General features: G+C 53.7%; 20 protein-coding genes. 2 read left to right on the forward strand and 18 right to left on the reverse strand.

Annotated elements, in window-relative coordinates; translation table 11 throughout:
* Window positions 1-60: 60 nt before the first annotated feature.
* Both PUV54_RS01225 and nuoG read right to left on the reverse strand, forming a co-directional pair.
* On the reverse strand, window positions 61-633 hold the full coding sequence (locus PUV54_RS01225; protein WP_274493694.1) for a hypothetical protein: 573 nt from the start codon (window positions 631-633) through the stop codon (window positions 61-63).
* Entirely contained in the window at window positions 588-2,693 is a 2,106-nt protein-coding gene (gene nuoG / locus PUV54_RS01230; protein WP_274493695.1) for an NADH-quinone oxidoreductase subunit NuoG, read from the reverse strand. The genes PUV54_RS01225 and nuoG overlap by 46 nt, the downstream gene beginning before the upstream one ends.
* A 132-nt stretch (window positions 2,694-2,825) precedes the next feature.
* Here nuoG and PUV54_RS01235 point away from each other — a divergent pair, with 132 nt between their 5' ends.
* Window positions 2,826-3,644: a class I SAM-dependent methyltransferase gene (locus PUV54_RS01235; RefSeq protein ID WP_274493696.1), complete on the forward strand. Its 819-nt coding sequence runs from the start codon at window positions 2,826-2,828 to the stop codon at window positions 3,642-3,644.
* A 79-nt stretch (window positions 3,645-3,723) separates the two neighbouring features.
* On the opposite strand, the gene PUV54_RS01240 is transcribed toward PUV54_RS01235, so the two are convergent.
* The 9 genes from PUV54_RS01240 to nuoE form a co-directional block, all read right to left on the reverse strand.
* A complete protein-coding gene (locus tag PUV54_RS01240) occupies window positions 3,724-4,155 on the reverse strand; it encodes an HU family DNA-binding protein (RefSeq protein WP_274493697.1) in 432 nt (143 codons plus the stop codon).
* Between the two features lie 169 nt (window positions 4,156-4,324).
* Window positions 4,325-4,849, reverse strand: a complete 525-nt coding sequence (locus PUV54_RS01245) for a GNAT family N-acetyltransferase (protein WP_274493698.1) — start codon at window positions 4,847-4,849, stop codon at window positions 4,325-4,327.
* Window positions 4,846-6,153 carry an NADH-quinone oxidoreductase subunit NuoF gene (gene nuoF / locus PUV54_RS01250; RefSeq protein ID WP_274493699.1) on the reverse strand — a complete coding sequence of 436 codons (1,308 nt, stop codon included), beginning with the start codon at window positions 6,151-6,153 and terminating at the stop codon, window positions 4,846-4,848. Before nuoF ends, PUV54_RS01245 begins: the two co-directional genes overlap by 4 nt.
* A 313-nt stretch (window positions 6,154-6,466) precedes the next feature.
* On the reverse strand, window positions 6,467-7,030 hold the full coding sequence (locus PUV54_RS01255) for an NUDIX hydrolase (protein WP_274493700.1): 564 nt from the start codon (window positions 7,028-7,030) through the stop codon (window positions 6,467-6,469).
* Between the two features lie 9 nt (window positions 7,031-7,039).
* A complete protein-coding gene (locus PUV54_RS01260) occupies window positions 7,040-8,071 on the reverse strand; it encodes an adenylate/guanylate cyclase domain-containing protein (protein ID WP_274493701.1) in 1,032 nt (343 codons plus the stop codon).
* Window positions 8,072-8,202: 131 nt separating this feature from the next.
* Window positions 8,203-8,652: a PaaI family thioesterase gene (locus tag PUV54_RS01265; protein WP_274493702.1), complete on the reverse strand. Its 450-nt coding sequence runs from the start codon at window positions 8,650-8,652 to the stop codon at window positions 8,203-8,205.
* 14 nt (window positions 8,653-8,666) lie between these two features.
* Window positions 8,667-9,968 carry a cystathionine gamma-synthase family protein gene (locus tag PUV54_RS01270; RefSeq protein WP_274493703.1) on the reverse strand — a complete coding sequence of 434 codons (1,302 nt, stop codon included), beginning with the start codon at window positions 9,966-9,968 and terminating at the stop codon, window positions 8,667-8,669.
* Between the two features lie 9 nt (window positions 9,969-9,977).
* Window positions 9,978-10,208, reverse strand: a complete 231-nt coding sequence (locus PUV54_RS01275) for a hypothetical protein (RefSeq protein WP_274493704.1) — start codon at window positions 10,206-10,208, stop codon at window positions 9,978-9,980.
* Window positions 10,209-10,215: 7 nt separating this feature from the next.
* The gene (nuoE, locus tag PUV54_RS01280; RefSeq protein ID WP_274493705.1) at window positions 10,216-10,893 is read right to left on the reverse strand and encodes an NADH-quinone oxidoreductase subunit NuoE; all 678 of its coding nucleotides are present in this window, start codon (window positions 10,891-10,893) and stop codon (window positions 10,216-10,218) included.
* 233 nt (window positions 10,894-11,126) lie between these two features.
* Between nuoE and PUV54_RS01285 the strand changes: the two genes are divergently transcribed.
* Window positions 11,127-12,593 (forward strand): amidohydrolase family protein, encoded by a 1,467-nt coding sequence (locus PUV54_RS01285; RefSeq protein ID WP_274493706.1) that lies wholly within the window; start codon window positions 11,127-11,129, stop codon window positions 12,591-12,593.
* Between the two features lie 318 nt (window positions 12,594-12,911).
* On the opposite strand, the gene PUV54_RS01290 is transcribed toward PUV54_RS01285, so the two are convergent.
* The 7 genes from PUV54_RS01290 to PUV54_RS01320 all read right to left on the reverse strand — a co-directional run bounded on the left by PUV54_RS01290 (window position 12,912) and on the right by PUV54_RS01320 (window position 18,138).
* Window positions 12,912-13,160: a hypothetical protein gene (locus PUV54_RS01290; protein WP_274493707.1), complete on the reverse strand. Its 249-nt coding sequence runs from the start codon at window positions 13,158-13,160 to the stop codon at window positions 12,912-12,914.
* Between the two features lie 54 nt (window positions 13,161-13,214).
* Window positions 13,215-13,448, reverse strand: a complete 234-nt coding sequence (locus PUV54_RS01295) for a hypothetical protein (protein WP_274493708.1) — start codon at window positions 13,446-13,448, stop codon at window positions 13,215-13,217.
* Window positions 13,449-13,764: 316 nt separating this feature from the next.
* Window positions 13,765-14,031: a hypothetical protein gene (locus PUV54_RS01300; protein WP_274493709.1), complete on the reverse strand. Its 267-nt coding sequence runs from the start codon at window positions 14,029-14,031 to the stop codon at window positions 13,765-13,767.
* 268 nt (window positions 14,032-14,299) lie between these two features.
* A complete protein-coding gene (locus PUV54_RS01305) occupies window positions 14,300-15,040 on the reverse strand; it encodes an SAM-dependent methyltransferase (protein WP_274493710.1) in 741 nt (246 codons plus the stop codon).
* Window positions 15,041-15,387: 347 nt separating this feature from the next.
* The gene (locus PUV54_RS01310) at window positions 15,388-16,416 is read right to left on the reverse strand and encodes a hypothetical protein (RefSeq protein ID WP_274493711.1); all 1,029 of its coding nucleotides are present in this window, start codon (window positions 16,414-16,416) and stop codon (window positions 15,388-15,390) included.
* A gap of 54 nt (window positions 16,417-16,470) precedes the next feature.
* A complete protein-coding gene (locus PUV54_RS01315; RefSeq protein WP_274493712.1) occupies window positions 16,471-16,893 on the reverse strand; it encodes a TonB family protein in 423 nt (140 codons plus the stop codon).
* A 24-nt stretch (window positions 16,894-16,917) separates the two neighbouring features.
* Window positions 16,918-18,138: an NADH-quinone oxidoreductase subunit D gene (locus tag PUV54_RS01320; protein WP_274493713.1), complete on the reverse strand. Its 1,221-nt coding sequence runs from the start codon at window positions 18,136-18,138 to the stop codon at window positions 16,918-16,920.
* Window positions 18,139-18,162: the final 24 nt, after the last annotated feature.

Here is an 18,162-nt window from a genome sequence, read left to right on the forward strand (position 1 = left end):
GCACCTTCAGAGCAAAATCAAAAGTCGGCTCACCGCAAGACCGCCGCGATTGATCGAAAGTCATTGCATGCGGAAAACAATAGGGCCGGCCGCAGCTTGTTCCGCTTTTTCAGCGGCGCGCCAGTGCGGCTTCATCAGCCGGGCGAATGTCAGGGCAATGATCAATGCCGGCACAATAACAACAGCCAGCGTCATCAGGGTTAAGTCCCCTTGCGCCGGCAATCCGCCAGCCCTGAACACTATCGTGGCGAGCGCAACGCCCATCGCCGCTGCGAGATAGGGCCAGAGGTTTCTGCGCTTGCGTTTTTCCAGCGCCATGAAAAGCGGCGCGCCAATAGCAACGCTGGAGAAAAATCCGACAAGGAATATCAGGAAACCGGCGAGCAGCGTTTCGAGAAAAACATTGACGAATCCGCTAAGCGTCATGCCGCCGGACAAAACAAACGCGCCAAACTGGATGATGAACACCAGACCACCGCCAGCAAAGGCGCCGGCCAATACCGCGACAATCATCTGCTCGAAGGCGACATTAACGCGGATTTGTTCGGCGAGTTGCTGCTCGGATGAAACCGGCTGCTTCAACCAGCCTACTCCGCCGCCATCTTGTTCGTACCGCGCATGATAGCGGAACATTCCGCCATGGTTTTGGAAGCACGAGCAATGGGATTGGTAAGGTAGTAATCAGCAATGCCGGAAACGAAGGGGGCAGAATCCATCGCGCCCGCAACACCGGCAGCAGATGCATCAAATTGCTCTTCCATCTCGCCGGTCTGATCGATCCGGGCTAGTGAGGGCGCATCTTCAAACATCGCCTGGCGGAGCGCAAACATGTCATCATAAGGAAGCGTGTGGCTGACGCGGTCCGACAGCGCGCGGATGATCGCCCAGTCTTCGCGCGCATCCCCCGGAGGAAAACACGCACGCGACGCCATTTGAGCGCGTCCCTCGGTATTTACGAAGATGGCGTTTTGCTCGGTATAGGCGGCGGCCGGAAAGATCACGTCCGCATGGCGCGCGCCGGCGTCACCATGGCTGCCCTGATACACAACGAACGCGCCGTTCAGACGCGCCGGGTCAAATTCATCGGCGCCGAGATTGTAAACGACTTCGATTTCGCGGTTGGTACAGGCTTCGAGAATGCCGTCAAAGTCCTTGCCGCCCTCACCCGGCAAAAACCCGAGATCGAGCGCGCCAACACGGCCGCCCGCATCGTGCAGCACATTAAATCCGTTCCAGTCGCTGCGGATCGCGCCGACGCTGTCGGCAAATTTTGCTGCGGCGTTCAAGATGGCTGCACCGTCTTTTCGTTTTAACGCGCCCATGCCGACGATGACGACAGGGTTCTTAGCGTTCTTCAATGTCTCGAAAAACGCGCCATCGCCATTCACCAGACTCTCTAGTGTGTCCGGCCCGGCGCCGAGATAATCATACTCGTAAGACAAATCTTTCTGTTCGCCGATAAGTCCGATTTTCACATCGAGCTTATTCAACCACAGTTTGCGGATGCGCGCATTCACCATCGGCGCTTCAGCGCGCGGGTTGGTTCCCACAAGCAGGATCGCATCGGCCTGTTCCAGCCCGGCGATGCCAGTGTTAAACAGATAGCCGCGACGGTCGCCTCCACCAACTTTGGCGCCGTCCTGGCGACAGTCCGTATGCGGCGTGCCGATGGCGGTCATCAGGTCTTTCAGCGCTTTTACCGCTTCTGCCGGAACGAGATCGCCTGCAAGCGCAGCAATTTTGTTCTTGTCTGTGCTTTTCAGCTTATCGGCAACGACACTCAATGCCTCGTCCCAACTCGCGGCTTTCAGCTTGCCGTCCTTACGGATATACGGCTTGTCGAGACGCTGGCGGCGAAGCCCGTCCCAGACAAAACGTGACTTGTCGGCAATCCACTCCTCGTTCACGTCTTCATGCAGCACCGGCAAGATGCGCATGACTTCGCGGCCGCGCGCATCAACGCGGATGTTTGAGCCGACCGCATCCATCACATCCACAGTCTGTGTTTTGCGCAACTCCCATGGGCGCGCATTGAACGCATAAGGTTTCGATGTCAGCGCGCCCACCGGACAAACGTCGATCAGATTGCCGGTCAGTTCGCTTTCCACCGCCTTTTCAAGATAGGTGGTGATTTCCGCATTCTCGCCGCGATTGACGAGACCAAGATCGTCAACGCCCGCAATCTCCGTCGCGAAACGCACGCAGCGCGTGCATTGAATGCAGCGGGTCATGATCGTCTTGATCAACGGGCCCATGTATTTTTCTTCGACGGCGCGCTTGTTTTCTTCGTAGCGCGAACCGTCACGGCCATAGGCCATGGCCTGATCCTGAAGATCACATTCGCCGCCCTGATCGCAGATCGGGCAATCGAGCGGGTGGTTGATCAGGAGAAATTCCATCACTCCTTCGCGCGCCTTTTTCACCATCGGCGTATTGGTGAAGAGTTCCGGCGGCTGTCCTTCCGGGCCGGGGCGCAGGTCACGCACATTCTGGGCGCAGGAAGCAACCGGCTTTGGCGGGCCGCCCTTCACTTCAATGAGGCACATGCGGCAATTGCCCGCGACCGACAGCCGTTCGTGATAACAAAATCGCGGGATCTCTTCTCCCGCCGCTTCACAAGCCTGTAAAAGCGTCAGGTTAGAAGCAACCTCGACTTCCTCGCCGTTGACTTTGATGACGCGCGTATCGCTCATGCGGGGGCCTTCTTCGCTGTGATGTTCATCCGTTTGAGATGCGTGGTTTAGCCGTCTTTCCGGTACGTGGCCAGAGCGCCGAATTGACGCCCTGCTTGACTTTGGAGCCGAGCCGCCCACCCGATAGCGGGCATGAAGAACGATCGTCAATCCGCCGCGTCGTGCCCGGCCTGTAGCGCCAGCGAGGCGTCAACCGTGGCGGCCTGGTCTGACTGGGAACGTGAGGCTGCAGCACGCGATGACGGCCCCATGCGGATCGCCTCCGCTGAAGCGTCCGGTTACGCCGCTCGGAAACCTGATTTTTCGAGATGTCTGACGTGCCGCTCGGTGTATCTGCATCCGCTGCCTGACGCTAAGGAGCTGGCGGCATTCTATCAGAATTACCACCGCACAGGCGACTTCGTTCGCAAGGCTGAAAAGAAAGTCGCGAGGGCGTGGCGGCGCATTGCATTCCTGCGCCATCGCGCGCCCGGAAAAAAGTTTCTCGAAATTGGCGCGAATATCGGCGCCGGCGCTGAAGCCGCACGACGCCTCGGCTTCTCCGCGACGGCGATCGAACCCGATAAAGAGGCGAGCTCGGCCGGTGAAGCCCTTTTTTCAGAGGTTCGTCATGTGGCTGGCATGCTTGAAGACCTGGCGCCGCAGGAGCAGTTCGATTTTATATATATGGCCGAGGTGATTGAGCACGTGCCAGATCCGCTCGCATTCATGAAGCGTGTCGCCTCGCACATGGCGCCCGGCGCCATCCTGTTTGCGACGACGCCGGACGCGGGTCATTGGCGTACGCCGAACAACATCATGAGCTATAAATCGATGATCCCGCCTGAACATGTAGTGCTGTTTACGCAGACAGGACTACGCGCGCTTTTCGAGCGCGCCGGATTAAAACAGGTGCGCTTTCGCCCTCACCTTAAACCCGGCATTCGCGTGACGGCAGTAAAAAGCAACTAGCAAACGTCAAACATGAAAACGCCCGGCCGCGAAATCATTCGCAAGGCTGGGCGCTTCTCACGCATTCGAATAATACAGCTTAAAGAACGCGTTCTTTGAGGTCTTTAGCGACGCGGAAAGCAACTTTCTTCGACGCTTTGATGCGGATTTTCTCGCCCGTCGCAGGGTTGCGGCCCCAGCGCGCGGCGCGATGACGAACCTGAAGAATGCCAAGACCGGCGATACGCAGTTTCTTGCCTTTTTTCAGATAGCCGCCAATGCGGTCGACGTAATCGGAAAGAAGCTCTTCAACTTGCTTTTTCGGCAACTCGTGGGCTTCGGAAAGTTCTGCAGCGAGGTGCTTGTATGTCAGCGTATCCGGCAACGCTTTCTTTGTAGCTTTTTTCTTTGCAGCGGTTTTGCGGGCTGGCGCCTTGCGTGTCGCGGTTTTCTTTTTCGCAGCTGTCTTACGCTTGGCTGGAGCCTTGCGCGCTGGCGTTTTCTTCTTCGTTGTTTTCCGTCTAACGGCCATTTTGAAATTCCTTTTTTATCAATCGGCGAATGCGGGAAGCAGACAAAAATCACTTGTTTGCCTGCAATACAAGCGTTTTTGCGCCTGATTCGGGCAAATGTTGTAAACAAAAATTTTGCAGTGACGTGTAAGAAAGCCGTATTTCATCGGCAAAAGTGAGCATTTGGTATTATGAATGCGATGTGCGTTTCATGATCCATTCAGGGTCTGGATGCTCGCCAACCATGAAAAAGTAGTCGTGAATTTTTTCAAATCCGTGCCGCTTGTAGAGCTTTTGCGCACCTTTGTTTTCTGCGTAAACGCTGACAAAAACGTGCTCGAAATGTGCATCCAGCCAATCGAGAGCGAGGCGCAGCAACTTTGTGCCGACGCCCATTCCATGCGCTTTTTCAAGCATATAGAGCCGTTGCAGTTCGCCTGCGTTATTCGGCAGGTCAGGAACAGGCAGATCACAGGGGCCAACGCTTGCATAGCCGATTGCGTCGCCATCCTGCTCAACCAGCCAGGCTTGCGAACGGGGGTCACCCGTCAGTTTTTCGTAGACCGACGCATCATGCGATTTCTTGAGAAACGCATTGAGATCGTCCGGCTTATAAAGGTGACCGAAAGTTTCGATAAAAGTGGATTTTCCGATTCGCGAAAGCGTCTCGGCGTCAGTCGGTTCAGTCTCCCGGATTACCGGCGCTGACGTCATTCCGCCGCAACGCCAGCCATGGAAACGTGGCCGCGGTCGGCGCGATAGTTGTTGATGCGCTCCTCGATCTCACCGCGGAAGTGACGGATGAGACCTTGTACCGGCCATGCGGCGGCGTCGCCAAGCGCGCAGATGGTGTGGCCTTCGATCTGGGTTGAAACCTCAAGCAGCTTGTCGATTTCTTCGGTGCTTGAGTTGCCTTCGGCCATGCGCTCAAGCACGCGCCACATCCAGCCAGTGCCCTCACGGCAGGGCGTGCACTGACCGCAGCTTTCGTGCTTGTAGAAGTAGCTGATGCGGGAAATCGCGCGGACAATATCTGTCGACTTGTCCATAACGATCACCGCCGCCGTGCCGAGACCGGACTTGTGCTCTTTGAGCGCATCGAAATCCATCAGCACGTCATCGCAGATGTCCTGCGGCAGGCACGGCACGGACGAGCCGCCCGGAATGACCGCTTTCAGGTTGTCCCAGCCGCCGGTGACGCCGCCGCAATGTTCGTTGATCAGCGTTTTGAGCGGGATCGACATCGCCTCTTCGACATTACAGGGGCGATTGACGTGACCGGAGATGCAATAAACTTTTGTGCCGTGGTTGTTCTCGCGTCCGAACTTGCGGAACCAGTCCGCGCCACGCCGCAGGATCGTCGGCACCACCGCAATCGATTCAACATTGTTTACCGTGGTCGGACAGCCATAAAGCCCCGCTCCCGCCGGGAATGGCGGCTTCAATCTCGGCTGGCCCTTTTTGCCTTCAAGGCTTTCAAGCAGCGCGGTTTCCTCGCCGCAGATATAGGCGCCGGCGCCATGGTGAACATAGACGTCAAAGTCCCAGCCTGAACCGGCGGCGTTTTTGCCGACGAGACCCGCTGCATACGCTTCGTCGATGGCGGCCTGAAGATTGTTACGCTCGTCCACATATTCGCCGCGAATATAGATGTAACAGGCATGCGCCTTCATGGCGAAAGAAGCGATCAGGCAACCCTCGATAAAGAGATGCGGGTCGTGGCGCATCATCTCCCGGTCTTTACAGGTGCCGGGCTCGGACTCGTCAGCGTTGACCACAAGATAGTGCGGGCGCTCGCCCACTTCCTTGGGCATGAACGACCATTTAAGGCCCGTCGGGAAGCCGGCGCCGCCGCGCCCGCGAAGGCCAGAGTCCTTAACCTGCTGGATGATCCAGTCCTGCCCCAGCGCCATCAGGTCCGCCGTGCCGTTCCAGGCGCCGCGTTTCTTGGCTGCTTCCAGCCGCCAGTCATGGAGGCCGTAGAGATTGGTGAATATCCGGTCTTTATCTTCGAGCATCGCTTACGCCTGATAGAAGCTGTTTGACGGGTGTCTTAGCCGACTTCAGAAGCCAATGAAAACCCAGAAAGGGCAGAAAGGACCAGACCATTTGCCGCGAGAGGTGGGCAGAGCCTTACGTGATAGTTGAACGAGCCATTCGCAGGCAGGTGAGATAATCCATCTTGCAAAAAAGGCTAAAAACCACACTCGCTTCTAATCGGCTATGAAATAGCGATAGCGGCAGTTCTGATTCAGTTCCAGCCTGGTCGATTTTGTTCGCAGGAGTTTTACGAATCCACCTAAGCGTCACGAATAAATAGCTTAACGCACTTTATGAAGTGCTGGCTTCTTCAAATAAACTCTTCGCAGGCGCTGCATGAGAAGTTTTCATGTCGCCATTTTGGAGGGCGCGTAATTCGCGTTTCAATGCTGCCCAAACGCCACCATGAAATCTGTCTTCCATCTCTTCAAGAGAAGCCCAAAATACATCGTCGGATTTTGTTTTTTCCTGTACACAAGCTGTGGAGCGCTTAGAAACTGACCTGTCGTTGAAGTAAACATAGGTAAGCACTGCATTCGTAACAGGATGCTGGCGGATACATAAACTCCGACCGCCACGAATGACAACCAAGCCTGTTTCTTCTTTGAGCTCACGGCGAGCCGCGCGACAAGGCGTTTCTTTTTTACCCTTAGTGTCGCATTCAATTTTCCCGCCGGGGAATACCCAACCCTTAAAGTCCTTACTTCCAGAGCGTCTAAGTAAAAGATATCTATTGTCGCTTTGGCGATGAACGATCGCCAACGCAACTTCAGGCATATTTTCTTTGGTCTGGTTCATAATTGTATCTTCCAGACAATCAAATGGTAACTGGCTTTCATTTTCATAGTGATGCATAACACACCATCATATGTATTGTTCCAGATAAACTCTTATTTCAGGCGTCAAGTCTTTACCTATCATTTCAATTGCCTTTGCAATTGGAACAAATTTTACCTCTAAGTTTTCACCGGATTGGAGGTTTTCAGGCATTTTATCATCAAGAGGCTCCAAATGGTAGTAGTGACAATGCGCTCCTGTTAAGGGGTGTTTTTCAATTTCGTGCACCTTTTGGTTGAACGCGCAAGAAACTCCAGTCTCTTGGAATACATGCTTAGCAGCAACGGCAGTAGCCTCCTCAGTGGGAACTCTTGTGCCAGACGGAAACATCCAACCTAATCCTTCCGTATTTTCTTTTCGCCGGACAAGAAGAACTTTTCCATCCCTAATTACGATTGCAATCACAACTTCATAATAACCACTACTCATTTTTACGCTTGTGCGATGCTCCAATACTTCTTTACGACCTTTCAATGCATCAAAAATTTCCTGCTTTTCTGCTTCGCTAAGTGTTGTCTCGTTGCACCGCCTTAATACGTATAGCTTCTGACGCCCAGCTTGCTTGGGTAATTCCATCTCACCTATTTCATCGTAAGCAAAACTTTCAATACCTTGCCCGCGCTGAGCATCTCTCAAATTTATCATCGCTGTATCAGTCATCCATACACGACCCGGCTTAGTAATTGGCTCAATGCGAGCTGCAGTAATAATTGTATGGCCCGCTATTACGCCCCCTTCAGTAAATTTATCCTCGCCAGAAAAGTACTGCCCTACGTGTATAGAAATTCTAATTTGCAATGGTAATAGATGATACCGATCCCATCTTTCATGCTCAAAAACATCGCGCATAGCCAAAGCACGATCACAAAGATCGATGATGTTATTTGCCGCAATCACGATGCCATCACCCCACGTATTAATATGCTTCAACTCTACGTCGTCGAGTAACTTTGCAACCTTTGGCAATATATTAGTGTGAAAGGATTTGATCTGATTATCGTTCAGGCTGCTATAGCCTTTCACGTCTGCAAATAACACAGAGGTTATTTCTGTCTCCATCCCACCCTCTTCTTAAAATTAAAGTAAACATAAATATCAGAGCTCAACCGAATAGTCGACTATGAGTTGGGCCGAACTATTAATCAGACTTGATTTTTATCTGCTTAGACTTTCCCCCAGTCTAATAGCGCCTAGCGACTAGTTCCGGCCTGCAAATCAAGCAGCCGCGCAGTCTGAGATGCGGCGGCGACTTTCTCGCCCGCTTCATTGTATAGCGTCGCGCGGGTGAACGCCGTCGATTTCGTCATATGGACGAGTTCGGCTTCACAGATGAGGCGTTCGACACCCGCCGGCTTGAAATACTGTGTGTGAATATCGACCGATGCGGGCGCCTTGGCGCCATTGGTCAGCACCACCACCATCGAACCCGATGCATCGTCGAGCATCGCCGTTAAAAACCCGCCCTGCACGCCGCCGCGCGGATTGAGCATTTCTTTCGTCCCTCTAAACGCGACGCGCATGGTTTTCGCTTCGCGGTCGACGGACAAAAGCTCGTATCCTAAAAACGCCGCGCAGGCGGGCTGCGGGATTTTGTCGAGCGCCGTGCCCGATCCGCCGCCAAAAGTATTTTTCTCAGTCATTGCGCCCGCGCTCTTTAAATCGCCGCAAGCGCCTGATCGAGATCGGCGATCAGATCGTCGGGATCTTCGACGCCCACGGAAATTCGTATCAGCGCTTCGGTAATGCCGAGCCGTAAACGCTCCTTGGGCGGAACATCGCTATGGGTCATGGCCGCCGGGTGCGAGGCGAGCGTTTCCGTTCCGCCGAGACTTACCGCCAGCTTGATGATTTTAAGCGCATTCAACACCTTGAACGCTTCAGCTTCGCCGCCGTTGACTTCAAAAGAAAAGGTCGAGCCCGGCGCGCCGCATTGGCGGTCGTAAATTTCCCGGTCCGGGTGATCCTTCGGCAGATAGTCGAGATACCAGACGCTTTTGACCTTGTCGTGACCGTGCAGGAAATCCGCCACTTTGCGCGCGCCTGTCGTCGAGGCTTCCATTCGCAGTTTTAACGTCTCCAGCGAACGCAGCAGCATCCAGCCCGTGTGCGCATCGCCCATAGTGCCAAGGATCGTACGCATCACCTGCACCGGACCAGTCCAGCTTTCAGCGCCCGAACATGAACCGGCGATCAGGTCCGAATGACCACCCACATATTTGGTGAGCGATGTGACGGTGAGATCAGCGCCAAGCTCAAGCGGCGTCTGCCACAAGGGGCCAAGAAAAGTATTATCGACGATCACCGGCGGACGTTTGCCATCCTTCGCCAGCGCTTCTGAATGTTTGCGCGCCGCAGCGATATCAACAAGACCATTGGTCGGGTTCGCCGGCGTTTCGAGATAGATGGCGCCGACACGTCCGCCTGTTTCATCCGCCAGTTTTTTCGCATCGGCGACAGCGGTGTTCATGCCAGCCGTCCCCTCCTCCGCATTGAAGCCGACACGCTTGATGCCGAAACTAGGGAGAATGTTGTGTACGAGATACTCCGTGCCGCCATAAACGGGTTCGGAATGGACGAGCGCATCGCCCGGCGTCAGGTAAGACCATAGAGACGTTGAAATAGCCGCCATGCCGGACGCAAAGACGAGTGACTTTTCCGCCTTGTCCCAGACGGCGAGCCGATCCTCCAACACTTCGAGGTTGGGATTGTTGATGCGCGAATAAATGAGCCCGATTTCCTCAGTCTCTTCTTTCTGGCGCAAGCCGTAGGCAAGCTCAAAAAACGCCTTGCCTTCTTCAGCCGACTGAAAAACAAACGTCGACGTATGAAAGACCGGCGGTTTTAGCGAGCCCTCGGACAGTTCAGGCGAAAATCCGTAGCCCATCATCAGGGTTTCCGGCGAAAGCTGACGGTTGCCGAGTATTCTCGCTTTATATTTCTTATCGCCGTTACTCATACGCCTTGCTTATTCCGTATTGGGTTTCGACGGCTTGAATGCGTCTCCATGCGCCTTGAACCAGCGGAAAAACATTGGTCCGAAAATCAAGGTTGATGCGATTATGCCGCCCATAAGATGCGTGATGTCTTGCGTGTTCACGTAGAAGGCGACAACAGCGAACAGCACCGCCCCTTCGAGAATCGCAATATTGATCAGTGCGCGGATCGCAGCTTTTCGTTTTTGCTGATCCGGCGTCATCGGCGGCCTACTCTGCCGGCGCGGGGTTGGCGTTTGGAATCTCTTTCAGGGGCTGCGCCGCCGACCCGTCATAAAGGGAAGCGTCAGTCAAAGTGGTATTCTCACCCTCTGGATCGGATGTATGCCGGTTCGGATGCTGCGTCCCGACCTTCACTTCCTCGCCGCGTCGAAGCTTGCCGAGCAAGTCTTCAAAAATCTCCGGCGTCAGATCTTCGTAATAGTGATCGCCCTTGGTTGTCGAAATCTGGATCATGGGCGCATTGCAGCAGGCGCCGAGACATTCGACTTCGAGCCAGGAAAATTTCTTGTCTTCGGAAACGTGATGCTCCGGCCCGATCACTTTTTTACAGACTTCGCGCAATTCATTCGACCCGCGCAGCATGCAGGGCGTCGTGCCGCAAAGCTGAACGTGGAACTCGCCCACCGGCGCAAGGTTGAACATCGTATAAAAAGTCGCGACCTCGAATACCCGGATGTACGGCATGTCCAGATCGCTGGCGATCGCCTCCATCATCGGGATAGAAATCCAGCCTTCCTGCTTCTGGCCGCGCCACAAAAACGGAATGACGCAGGAGGCCTGACGCCCTTCCGGGTATTTTTTCTTTTGCGCTTCGCACCAGTCCTTGTTTTCGCTCGTCCACTCAAAGGATTTTGGCTGGTCTTTCGCGGGGCGTCGGCTCGCCATGTGGGGTCTCCTAAAGGCCGGGTCATTATTTGCTGCAGCGAGACATAACTGATTGGCGGCAAAACGAAAGGGGCCAGCGTCGCGATGCCGCTAACCCGGCCTCGCACGCCCAACTCCATGATTTTTCTATTTTTTCCGCCAGCGTGTTTTTCTGAACACTTGACCCCCTTATCAAGCATGGGCTGAATAGCGGCAGGGCGCGGCAAGCCTAAACCTTTAATCAGGAGTAAGTGATGCAGAACCGGGACCCTGAAGGCAGCCGCCTCCCCATCAAGATCGACACAACCTCAAACGGTGAATTTTCACCGATCCCCCTAGAAAAACGCAATATCGCCGGCAACGCCTTTGCCCATGAATGGGCGGGCGAAAACGCGCGACGGAAAGGCGCGTCGCGCCGCGATTTCATGGTTTCCGCATGTGGCGCGGCGACCAGCCTGTTGGCCGTCAATCACGCAAACGCCATGGCGAAAAAAACCGGCGGCAAATTTGATTTGCCTGAGGATGCAGCGCTCGACGTCGACGCCGCCATGGAAGCGCTCGGCGGCAATGAGTTCATCTTTGATGTTCAGGGGCACTATGTGAACCCGGAAGGCGCATGGCTGAGAAACGTGCCGGAAGGCGCCCGCCCCCTCGCCGGCATGCCGAACGCGTGTGTTCGTGAAGCCGGCACGGACGATCTCGAATACCTTCAATGCCTGCGCGCTGAAGAGTTCATAAAAGACGTGTTTATGGATTCTGACACCGACATGATGGTGTTGTCTTTCGTACCGAGCACGCGCGACGCAGAGCCCTTGACCATTGAGGAGGCCGATCAAACCCGCCGTATTATTGATGCAATGGAAGGCGACCATCGCCTGTTGCTTCATGGCCGCGTCAATCCGAATCAAGACGGCGATCTTGATGACATGGACAGGCTGGCTGAGAATTTCCCTATCTCGGCATGGAAGACCTACACCCAATGGGGACCTAACGGCGCCGAAGGCTTCTTCATGACTGATGATTTTGGTGAGGCCATGATCGCCAAGGCAAAATCGCTCGGGATCAAAAATATCGCCATCCACAAAGGCATTCCGTTCGGACCAACCTCTTACCGGCAAAGCACGTGTGAGGATATTGGCGAGGCCGCAAAACGTCACCCAGACATCAACTTCATCCTCTACCACTCCGGCTATGACATGAGCGTTCCGGAAGAAGCATTTACGCCTGGCGCGGGAAAATCTGGTGGCATCGATGTTTTATGTCAGTCACTGATCGATCATGGCATTGCGCCAGGATCGAATGTTTATGCAGAACTTGGCAGCACCTGGCGGTTTTTGATGCGCGATCCCGATCAGGCGGCGCATTTGCTCGGTAAGCTGATCAAGTACTGCGGCGAGAACAATGTTTTATGGGGAACAGACTCGATCTGGTACGGCTCGCCGCAAGATCAGATTCAGGCATTCCGCACGTTCCAGATCTCTGACGAATATGCGGAACGGTTCGGCTACGCGAAACTGACACCGCAAGTGAAGGCGAAAATCTTTGGCCTGAACGCAATGAAGCCATACAACATCAGCATGGACGAAGCCGTTAAGCGCGCCTCTAACGACGCGCTTTCCCAGCGCAGGCACGCCTATCTAGAGCGGCCCGATCCTAGCTTTGCGACTTATGGTCCGAAAAACCGCCGTGAGTTTCTATATCTGAAGTCCATCGGCGGTTAAGCGCCTTAGGATCGGACGCGCGCCAGCTAACGCCGGTCGCGCGTTCGGTATCCACCATGTCAAAGAGCCCGCCGCAGCGTTTCGTTTCCGAAGCCTGCGGCGTGACATTGAATATGGTCCTGTTCAGTGTTTGCGTTCCGCGTGTTGTTGCTCATCGAACGCCTCTCAGTGAGGCCGCCTTTCAACATGAGGGAATAATACGGCGCCCAGAGAAGTGGTGGATAACCACGCACCAAAAGCGGGTTTCATGCAGATTTTCATCACATAAGTTGTATTTTTCTGCGCATGATTCTCGCTTTTGGGGCGCCGCTTTAACCCTTACAGAGTGTCTTGGTCACCCTGGTCGTAAGAGCTTTTCCCGCCCGTGAGAACATGCATCACGATCATGGCGACAGTGATGAAACCGAGCAGCAGGAAAAATTTGACGGTCTTGTCTTCAATGCCGCCGAACAGCGAAATCTCATTGGCGAATGTTACGACACCGAACATCACCGCCATGGAGATTACCACCGTCAGCAAGGTGGCGATAAAAGCACGGCTGTCGTTTTTTTGTGGGTAGTCACTCATTAGGTTTCTCCTCCTGGTTGATCCAAAGCTGAACTTAAAAACGCATGTGTCGCGCTATTGACCGCAAGGCCGGTTGCGGGCCCGGAATGATCGCAAGCCTGCGACCGCGATGAGAATCACGGCCAGCGTGATCGCCAGTCTGACGGCTAAGCCCGCCGCACCACCAAGCGCGAAGGCGCTATCGGCCAGCGCAGTCAGCCCGAAGGCGGCGGCTGCAGCGATGACCACGGTAACGATCAGGCCCAGAATGGTTGGGCAGCCGCCCCTCCCTTTTTGATACTCGTTCATCTTTTCACTCCTGAATTTCCACGTCGGCCAAACAGCCAGCGCGCATGTTTAAATCATTGTTTTTGCTACGTTTTACATTTAGTAAAGCGTGCTTTACATATATAATGTCAAGAACCCTTTACGTCAAGAACTCTTGACACAAAGGCAATATTTTTCTCATCCGACTGAGTAGAAACCCCTGCTACATCATCGGGCGATAAGGTAGCATCACCCGATGATCTGGATTCTTAGTTGCCGCGCCGGATTTGCTAAAAACCGAATTCCACTTTTTCGCCCGGCGCTCGAGCAACTCAATAATTTTGCAAAAAATCGAGCCCTAGCTCAGCTCAACCTCATTGAGTGCGGCCGCATCTTCAAAACAGCCGAGACAGATAACCCCGATATTGCCAGGCCCGAGCTTGTCGAAGTCATCCTGAGACAGAGAGTTGCACTGATCGCAGATGGCGTCCCAAACGCCGTCCGGCCCTCGTGACCACCAGAAACCTTTCGGCTCTCCCTCGCGGATTGATTCAATAATATGCACGCAGACAAACGTCTGGGGCTGTTTGCCGTGGGTGCCGCAGGTGACGGATGGGACTTTCATAGTTGCCTTTTCTAGCGCCCTTTTCGAAAGACGCAAAAAACACTGCAAAATGGGTCTTCGAGATGAGGCTGTTATCTTTTATTGAATGTCTTAGAAAGGCAAAAAAGCACTGTCGGCCCCAGCACCCGTTTTATAAATTCATTGCGGTCAGTCGGGTAAAACCTTTGTTTTAAGACGGCACCCTAAGCAATTGCTTCATGTCAAATATATGCATGTAGCCTGAAAAAAGTTTTTTTGAACTTACCTGCATTTTGCTCCGGTGAGCCTTTTAATTTTCATGTCCCCCTATACCCGGAACAAAAAGCGTCGATACCCCGCTCACATTCGCTTCTTTCAAGCGCTTCAGCGGAACAGGCTCAATTTTTGGGCTAACTTCCGAGTACAGTGACGCCTCATAGACAGTTACAACATGCTCACCGCCATAAGTTTCTGACAAGCGTCTCGAAAGCAGCTCAAGACCTTCAAGTTTTTGCTTGTTCTCCCCAACGCCGCTGTGTCCTATGTGGCAAATCTGCAAGAGAATTAGTGAGGCTCTAGAGTCTAGAGCATAACATTTATCAACGAAATCTGGCGCTCTATAACATTGCATCCCATGTCTGGGGTCAGCCCCTAAATCGGCAAACAAACTATCCAACGCAGAAATCGCGGGATACATTTTGGCGGAAAAGCCTTCTGCGCGGGCGCGCCGAACAATCTCATGAGGAGCAAAGCAGCAAACACCGGGATGGCCATAGGAAACCATGCAGACATTCAAGCCCTTGCGTAAATCTGCAATCGCAGCGTCAACCCAAGAATTATAGCTGTCCTGTCGCTGTTTGCCAGGAATGTATTCTAACATTTTTGCATTGGGATTAAGCTTCTGGATCATTTTTGCTGAATCCGATTCGGCTGTCCCGTAATAAACTACATCAGCTTTCTTTATCTGATCCAAAGCCTCTTGTGTTACATGCGCCAAATAGGTCATTCCCAACCCAACAACGGCGAATGACGGTTCAGAGTTTTTAGCCATGTTTGCCTCGGGTATAGCTCGCCAATAGTCGCCGTCGCAATCTACAGAATAGAACCTTCTTTATCGTTTAATATAACTATTAGCAATACACGTGTCTCTACGTGTATTCCACATAAATTCAGGCTAGTTTTCAGGAAAGAGCCAGCTTTGTAAGGTGATGACGCGCTATTAGTCTATACGACTTGTTTTAGGCTTTTCCTGGCGCTTCATGAAGCTCTACCCTCGCCCACTCGCCGCCAGAAACCTTTCGTATTAACCCCGCGGATCGATACAATAGATGTATACAGATGAATTTCTATGACTGCTTGCTGTTGGCGACGCAACTGACGAAAGGGAGTTTCATCTTACTATTCTTCCGCCATGCCTTCATTCACCTCCAGAGGCGATGCGGACAACGCTTCGCAATGCTGTGCGATGACATCTAATGGACACACTGCCCCAAGCATCGCGACCGTGCGGTCGCGCATCAACCGCCCTTGTGATGAATCAAGTTCATAGGTGAAGCCGCCAGAAAGTAATGCTTCAACCTTATAGTCAAAGCTCGCCTTGTCGGTTTCGTTCAGTTGCGCATATTTTTCGAGTATGCCTCTCACGTTCGCCGTGTCGCTGGTATCTGCGAGATACGCCAACATGGCGTTCGTCAGAACGGACACTTCCGGGAAACTGCGGTAGCTTAGTTTTTTTAGTTGATCCTTGAGCAGTCCATAATAAACCGCCTGTTCGCTGTTTTCATCAAACCATGATTGCGGCGCGTCCGGAGCCGAAAGCGTTTGATCGGCCAGTTCAACAGCGAATAAAAAAGAGCCGTCGGGGTCCTCTTCAAATATGCGTGGCGCGGCCTCTAGCAACCTGAGGCACAGATCGAGCCGTCCCGCGTCAGAGAACACATCAAGTAGCATGATTGCAGGCTCGGAAATCATCGCCTTGCTGGCGGCGCGTTCTGCCGCGCTTAAATCCTCATTCTCGACATAGTCATTGTACCAGACGCCCATTTTTTCGATCGCAGCAACAGCTTCCTGATCGTCGAAATCCTTGTCGATGTCGATTTTCGCGGCCTGAAACGACAGGCGCGCCGCATCCATGCCGAGTCGAGCCTGGGACAGCTCCCGTTCGAGCGCCGTATTCACGCGCGTTTCAATCCGCATATCGAGAAGCTCGTTGACCAAAAAGCCGCCTCCCGCCATGAGCAGCGCAATCACAGCCGAAAGGCCGGTGATGATCATGTTCCGTGAACGGTCGTTGCGCGCCTCGACCTCGTCGATTACCGCCTTTGCCGCATGCGTTACCAGCAATTCGTGATAATGCGGATTGACCTGGTAACTGTCTCCAGCTTCCGGGTTTTCCGGTTTGTTCATCTTATTGTCCTGATCAGTCATTGGTCCGCTCGTTTTGACCTGCTGTTCAGGTCGTGCTGATGGTGATTTGCACTATTACGACGCTAACTGCATTGTTATTGTTTCCAATAAGCCTGTCGCACCATCCACGGTTTTCTCATAACGCCACTTCAATACTGCAGTCGCCGCAGCTTTATTGAGACATTCGTTGGTCGTTCTTGTAATTCTGACATTATGAGGCTTACCATCGGAATCGACGTCAAACAAAAGCTCAACAGCTTCTACTTGCTGGGCACGACGCATACACCGTTCAGGATAACGTGGAGCACACCGATATACGAGCTTTGGGACGCCTGAATAATTTTCATCTACATACCGATAGCGTTTGGGACACTGTCCGGCTCGTTCAACACCCGACGCTATTGGTGGGTCATAAACCACCACCTCGGCCCGGCTCTCTGAAGCAAAAATAGTCCCTGCGAACACAGCGAAAGCAAGAAGCGAAATTAACAGGCGCATACCCCCTCCTCAAAGAGAGGCAAGTTACCGGTCAATCTCGCCAAAAACAATGTCGAGCGAGCCGAGGATCGCGGAGACATCAGCCAGCATATGGCCTCTGTTCATCCAGTCCATGGCCTGCAGGTGCGGATAGCCAGGCGCGCGGATCTTGCACTTGTAGGGCTTATTTGAGCCGTCAGAAACAAGATAAACACCGAACTCGCCCTTCGGCGCCTCGACGGCGGCGTAAACCTCACCCGCCGGCACGTGAAAGCCTTCCGTGTACAGCTTAAAGTGATGAATGAGCGCCTCCATGGAGCCCTTCATCTTGTCGCGGCGCGGCGGCGCGACCTTGCCATCCGTTGTCATCACCGGCCCCGGCGTTTCGCGCAGCTTCTGGATCGCCTGCTTCATGATGTGAACGGACTGGTACATCTCCTCCATCCGGCAGAGATAACGGTCGTAACAATCGCCGTTTTTGCCGAGCGGAATTTTGAAATCGTATTCATCATAGGTCTCGTAGGGCTGCGCGCGGCGCAAATCCCACTGAATGCCCGAGCCGCGCACCATCACGCCGGAGAAGCCCCACTGGAACGCTTCTTCGCGGCTGACGACGCCGATATCCACGTTGCGCTGCTTGAAGATGCGGTTGTCGGTGATGAGGGTTTCAATGTCCTTCATCTTTTGCGGGAACTGGTCGCACCACGCATCGATATCGTTGATGAGTTGTTCAGGGAGGTCCTGGTGCACGCCGCCAACACGGAAATAGGCCGCATGCATGCGTGAACCCGACGCACGCTCGTAAAACACCATCAGCTTTTCGCGTTCCTCAAAGCCCCAGACCGGCGGCGTAAGCGCGCCAACGTCCATCGCCTGCGTCGTGACGTTAAGGATATGATTAAGGATGCGGCCAATCTCGCAGAAAAGAACGCGAATATGTTGGGCGCGTTTCGGCACTTCGATGCCGAGCAGTTTTTCCGCCGCGAGGCAGAAAGCGTGCTCCTGATTCATCGGCGCCACGTAATCCAAACGGTCGAAATACGGGATCGCCTGTAAATAGGTTTTATGCTCGATCAGCTTTTCCGTGCCGCGGTGAAGCAGGCCGATATGCGGATCAACGCGTTCAACGATCTCGCCGTCAAGCTCAAGCACCAGGCGCAACACGCCATGCGCCGCGGGGTGCTGCGGGCCGAAGTTGATGGTGAACTGACGCTCAGAGGATGAGTCAGATGTGGAATCTTCAGGCGCTACGTGTCCGTCAGCCATTAGCAACGCTCCGCGTTGGCGAGT

It is taken from the genome of Hyphococcus flavus, from assembly GCF_028748065.1.
GTDB classification, from domain to species: Bacteria; Pseudomonadota; Alphaproteobacteria; order Caulobacterales; family Parvularculaceae; genus Hyphococcus; species Hyphococcus flavus.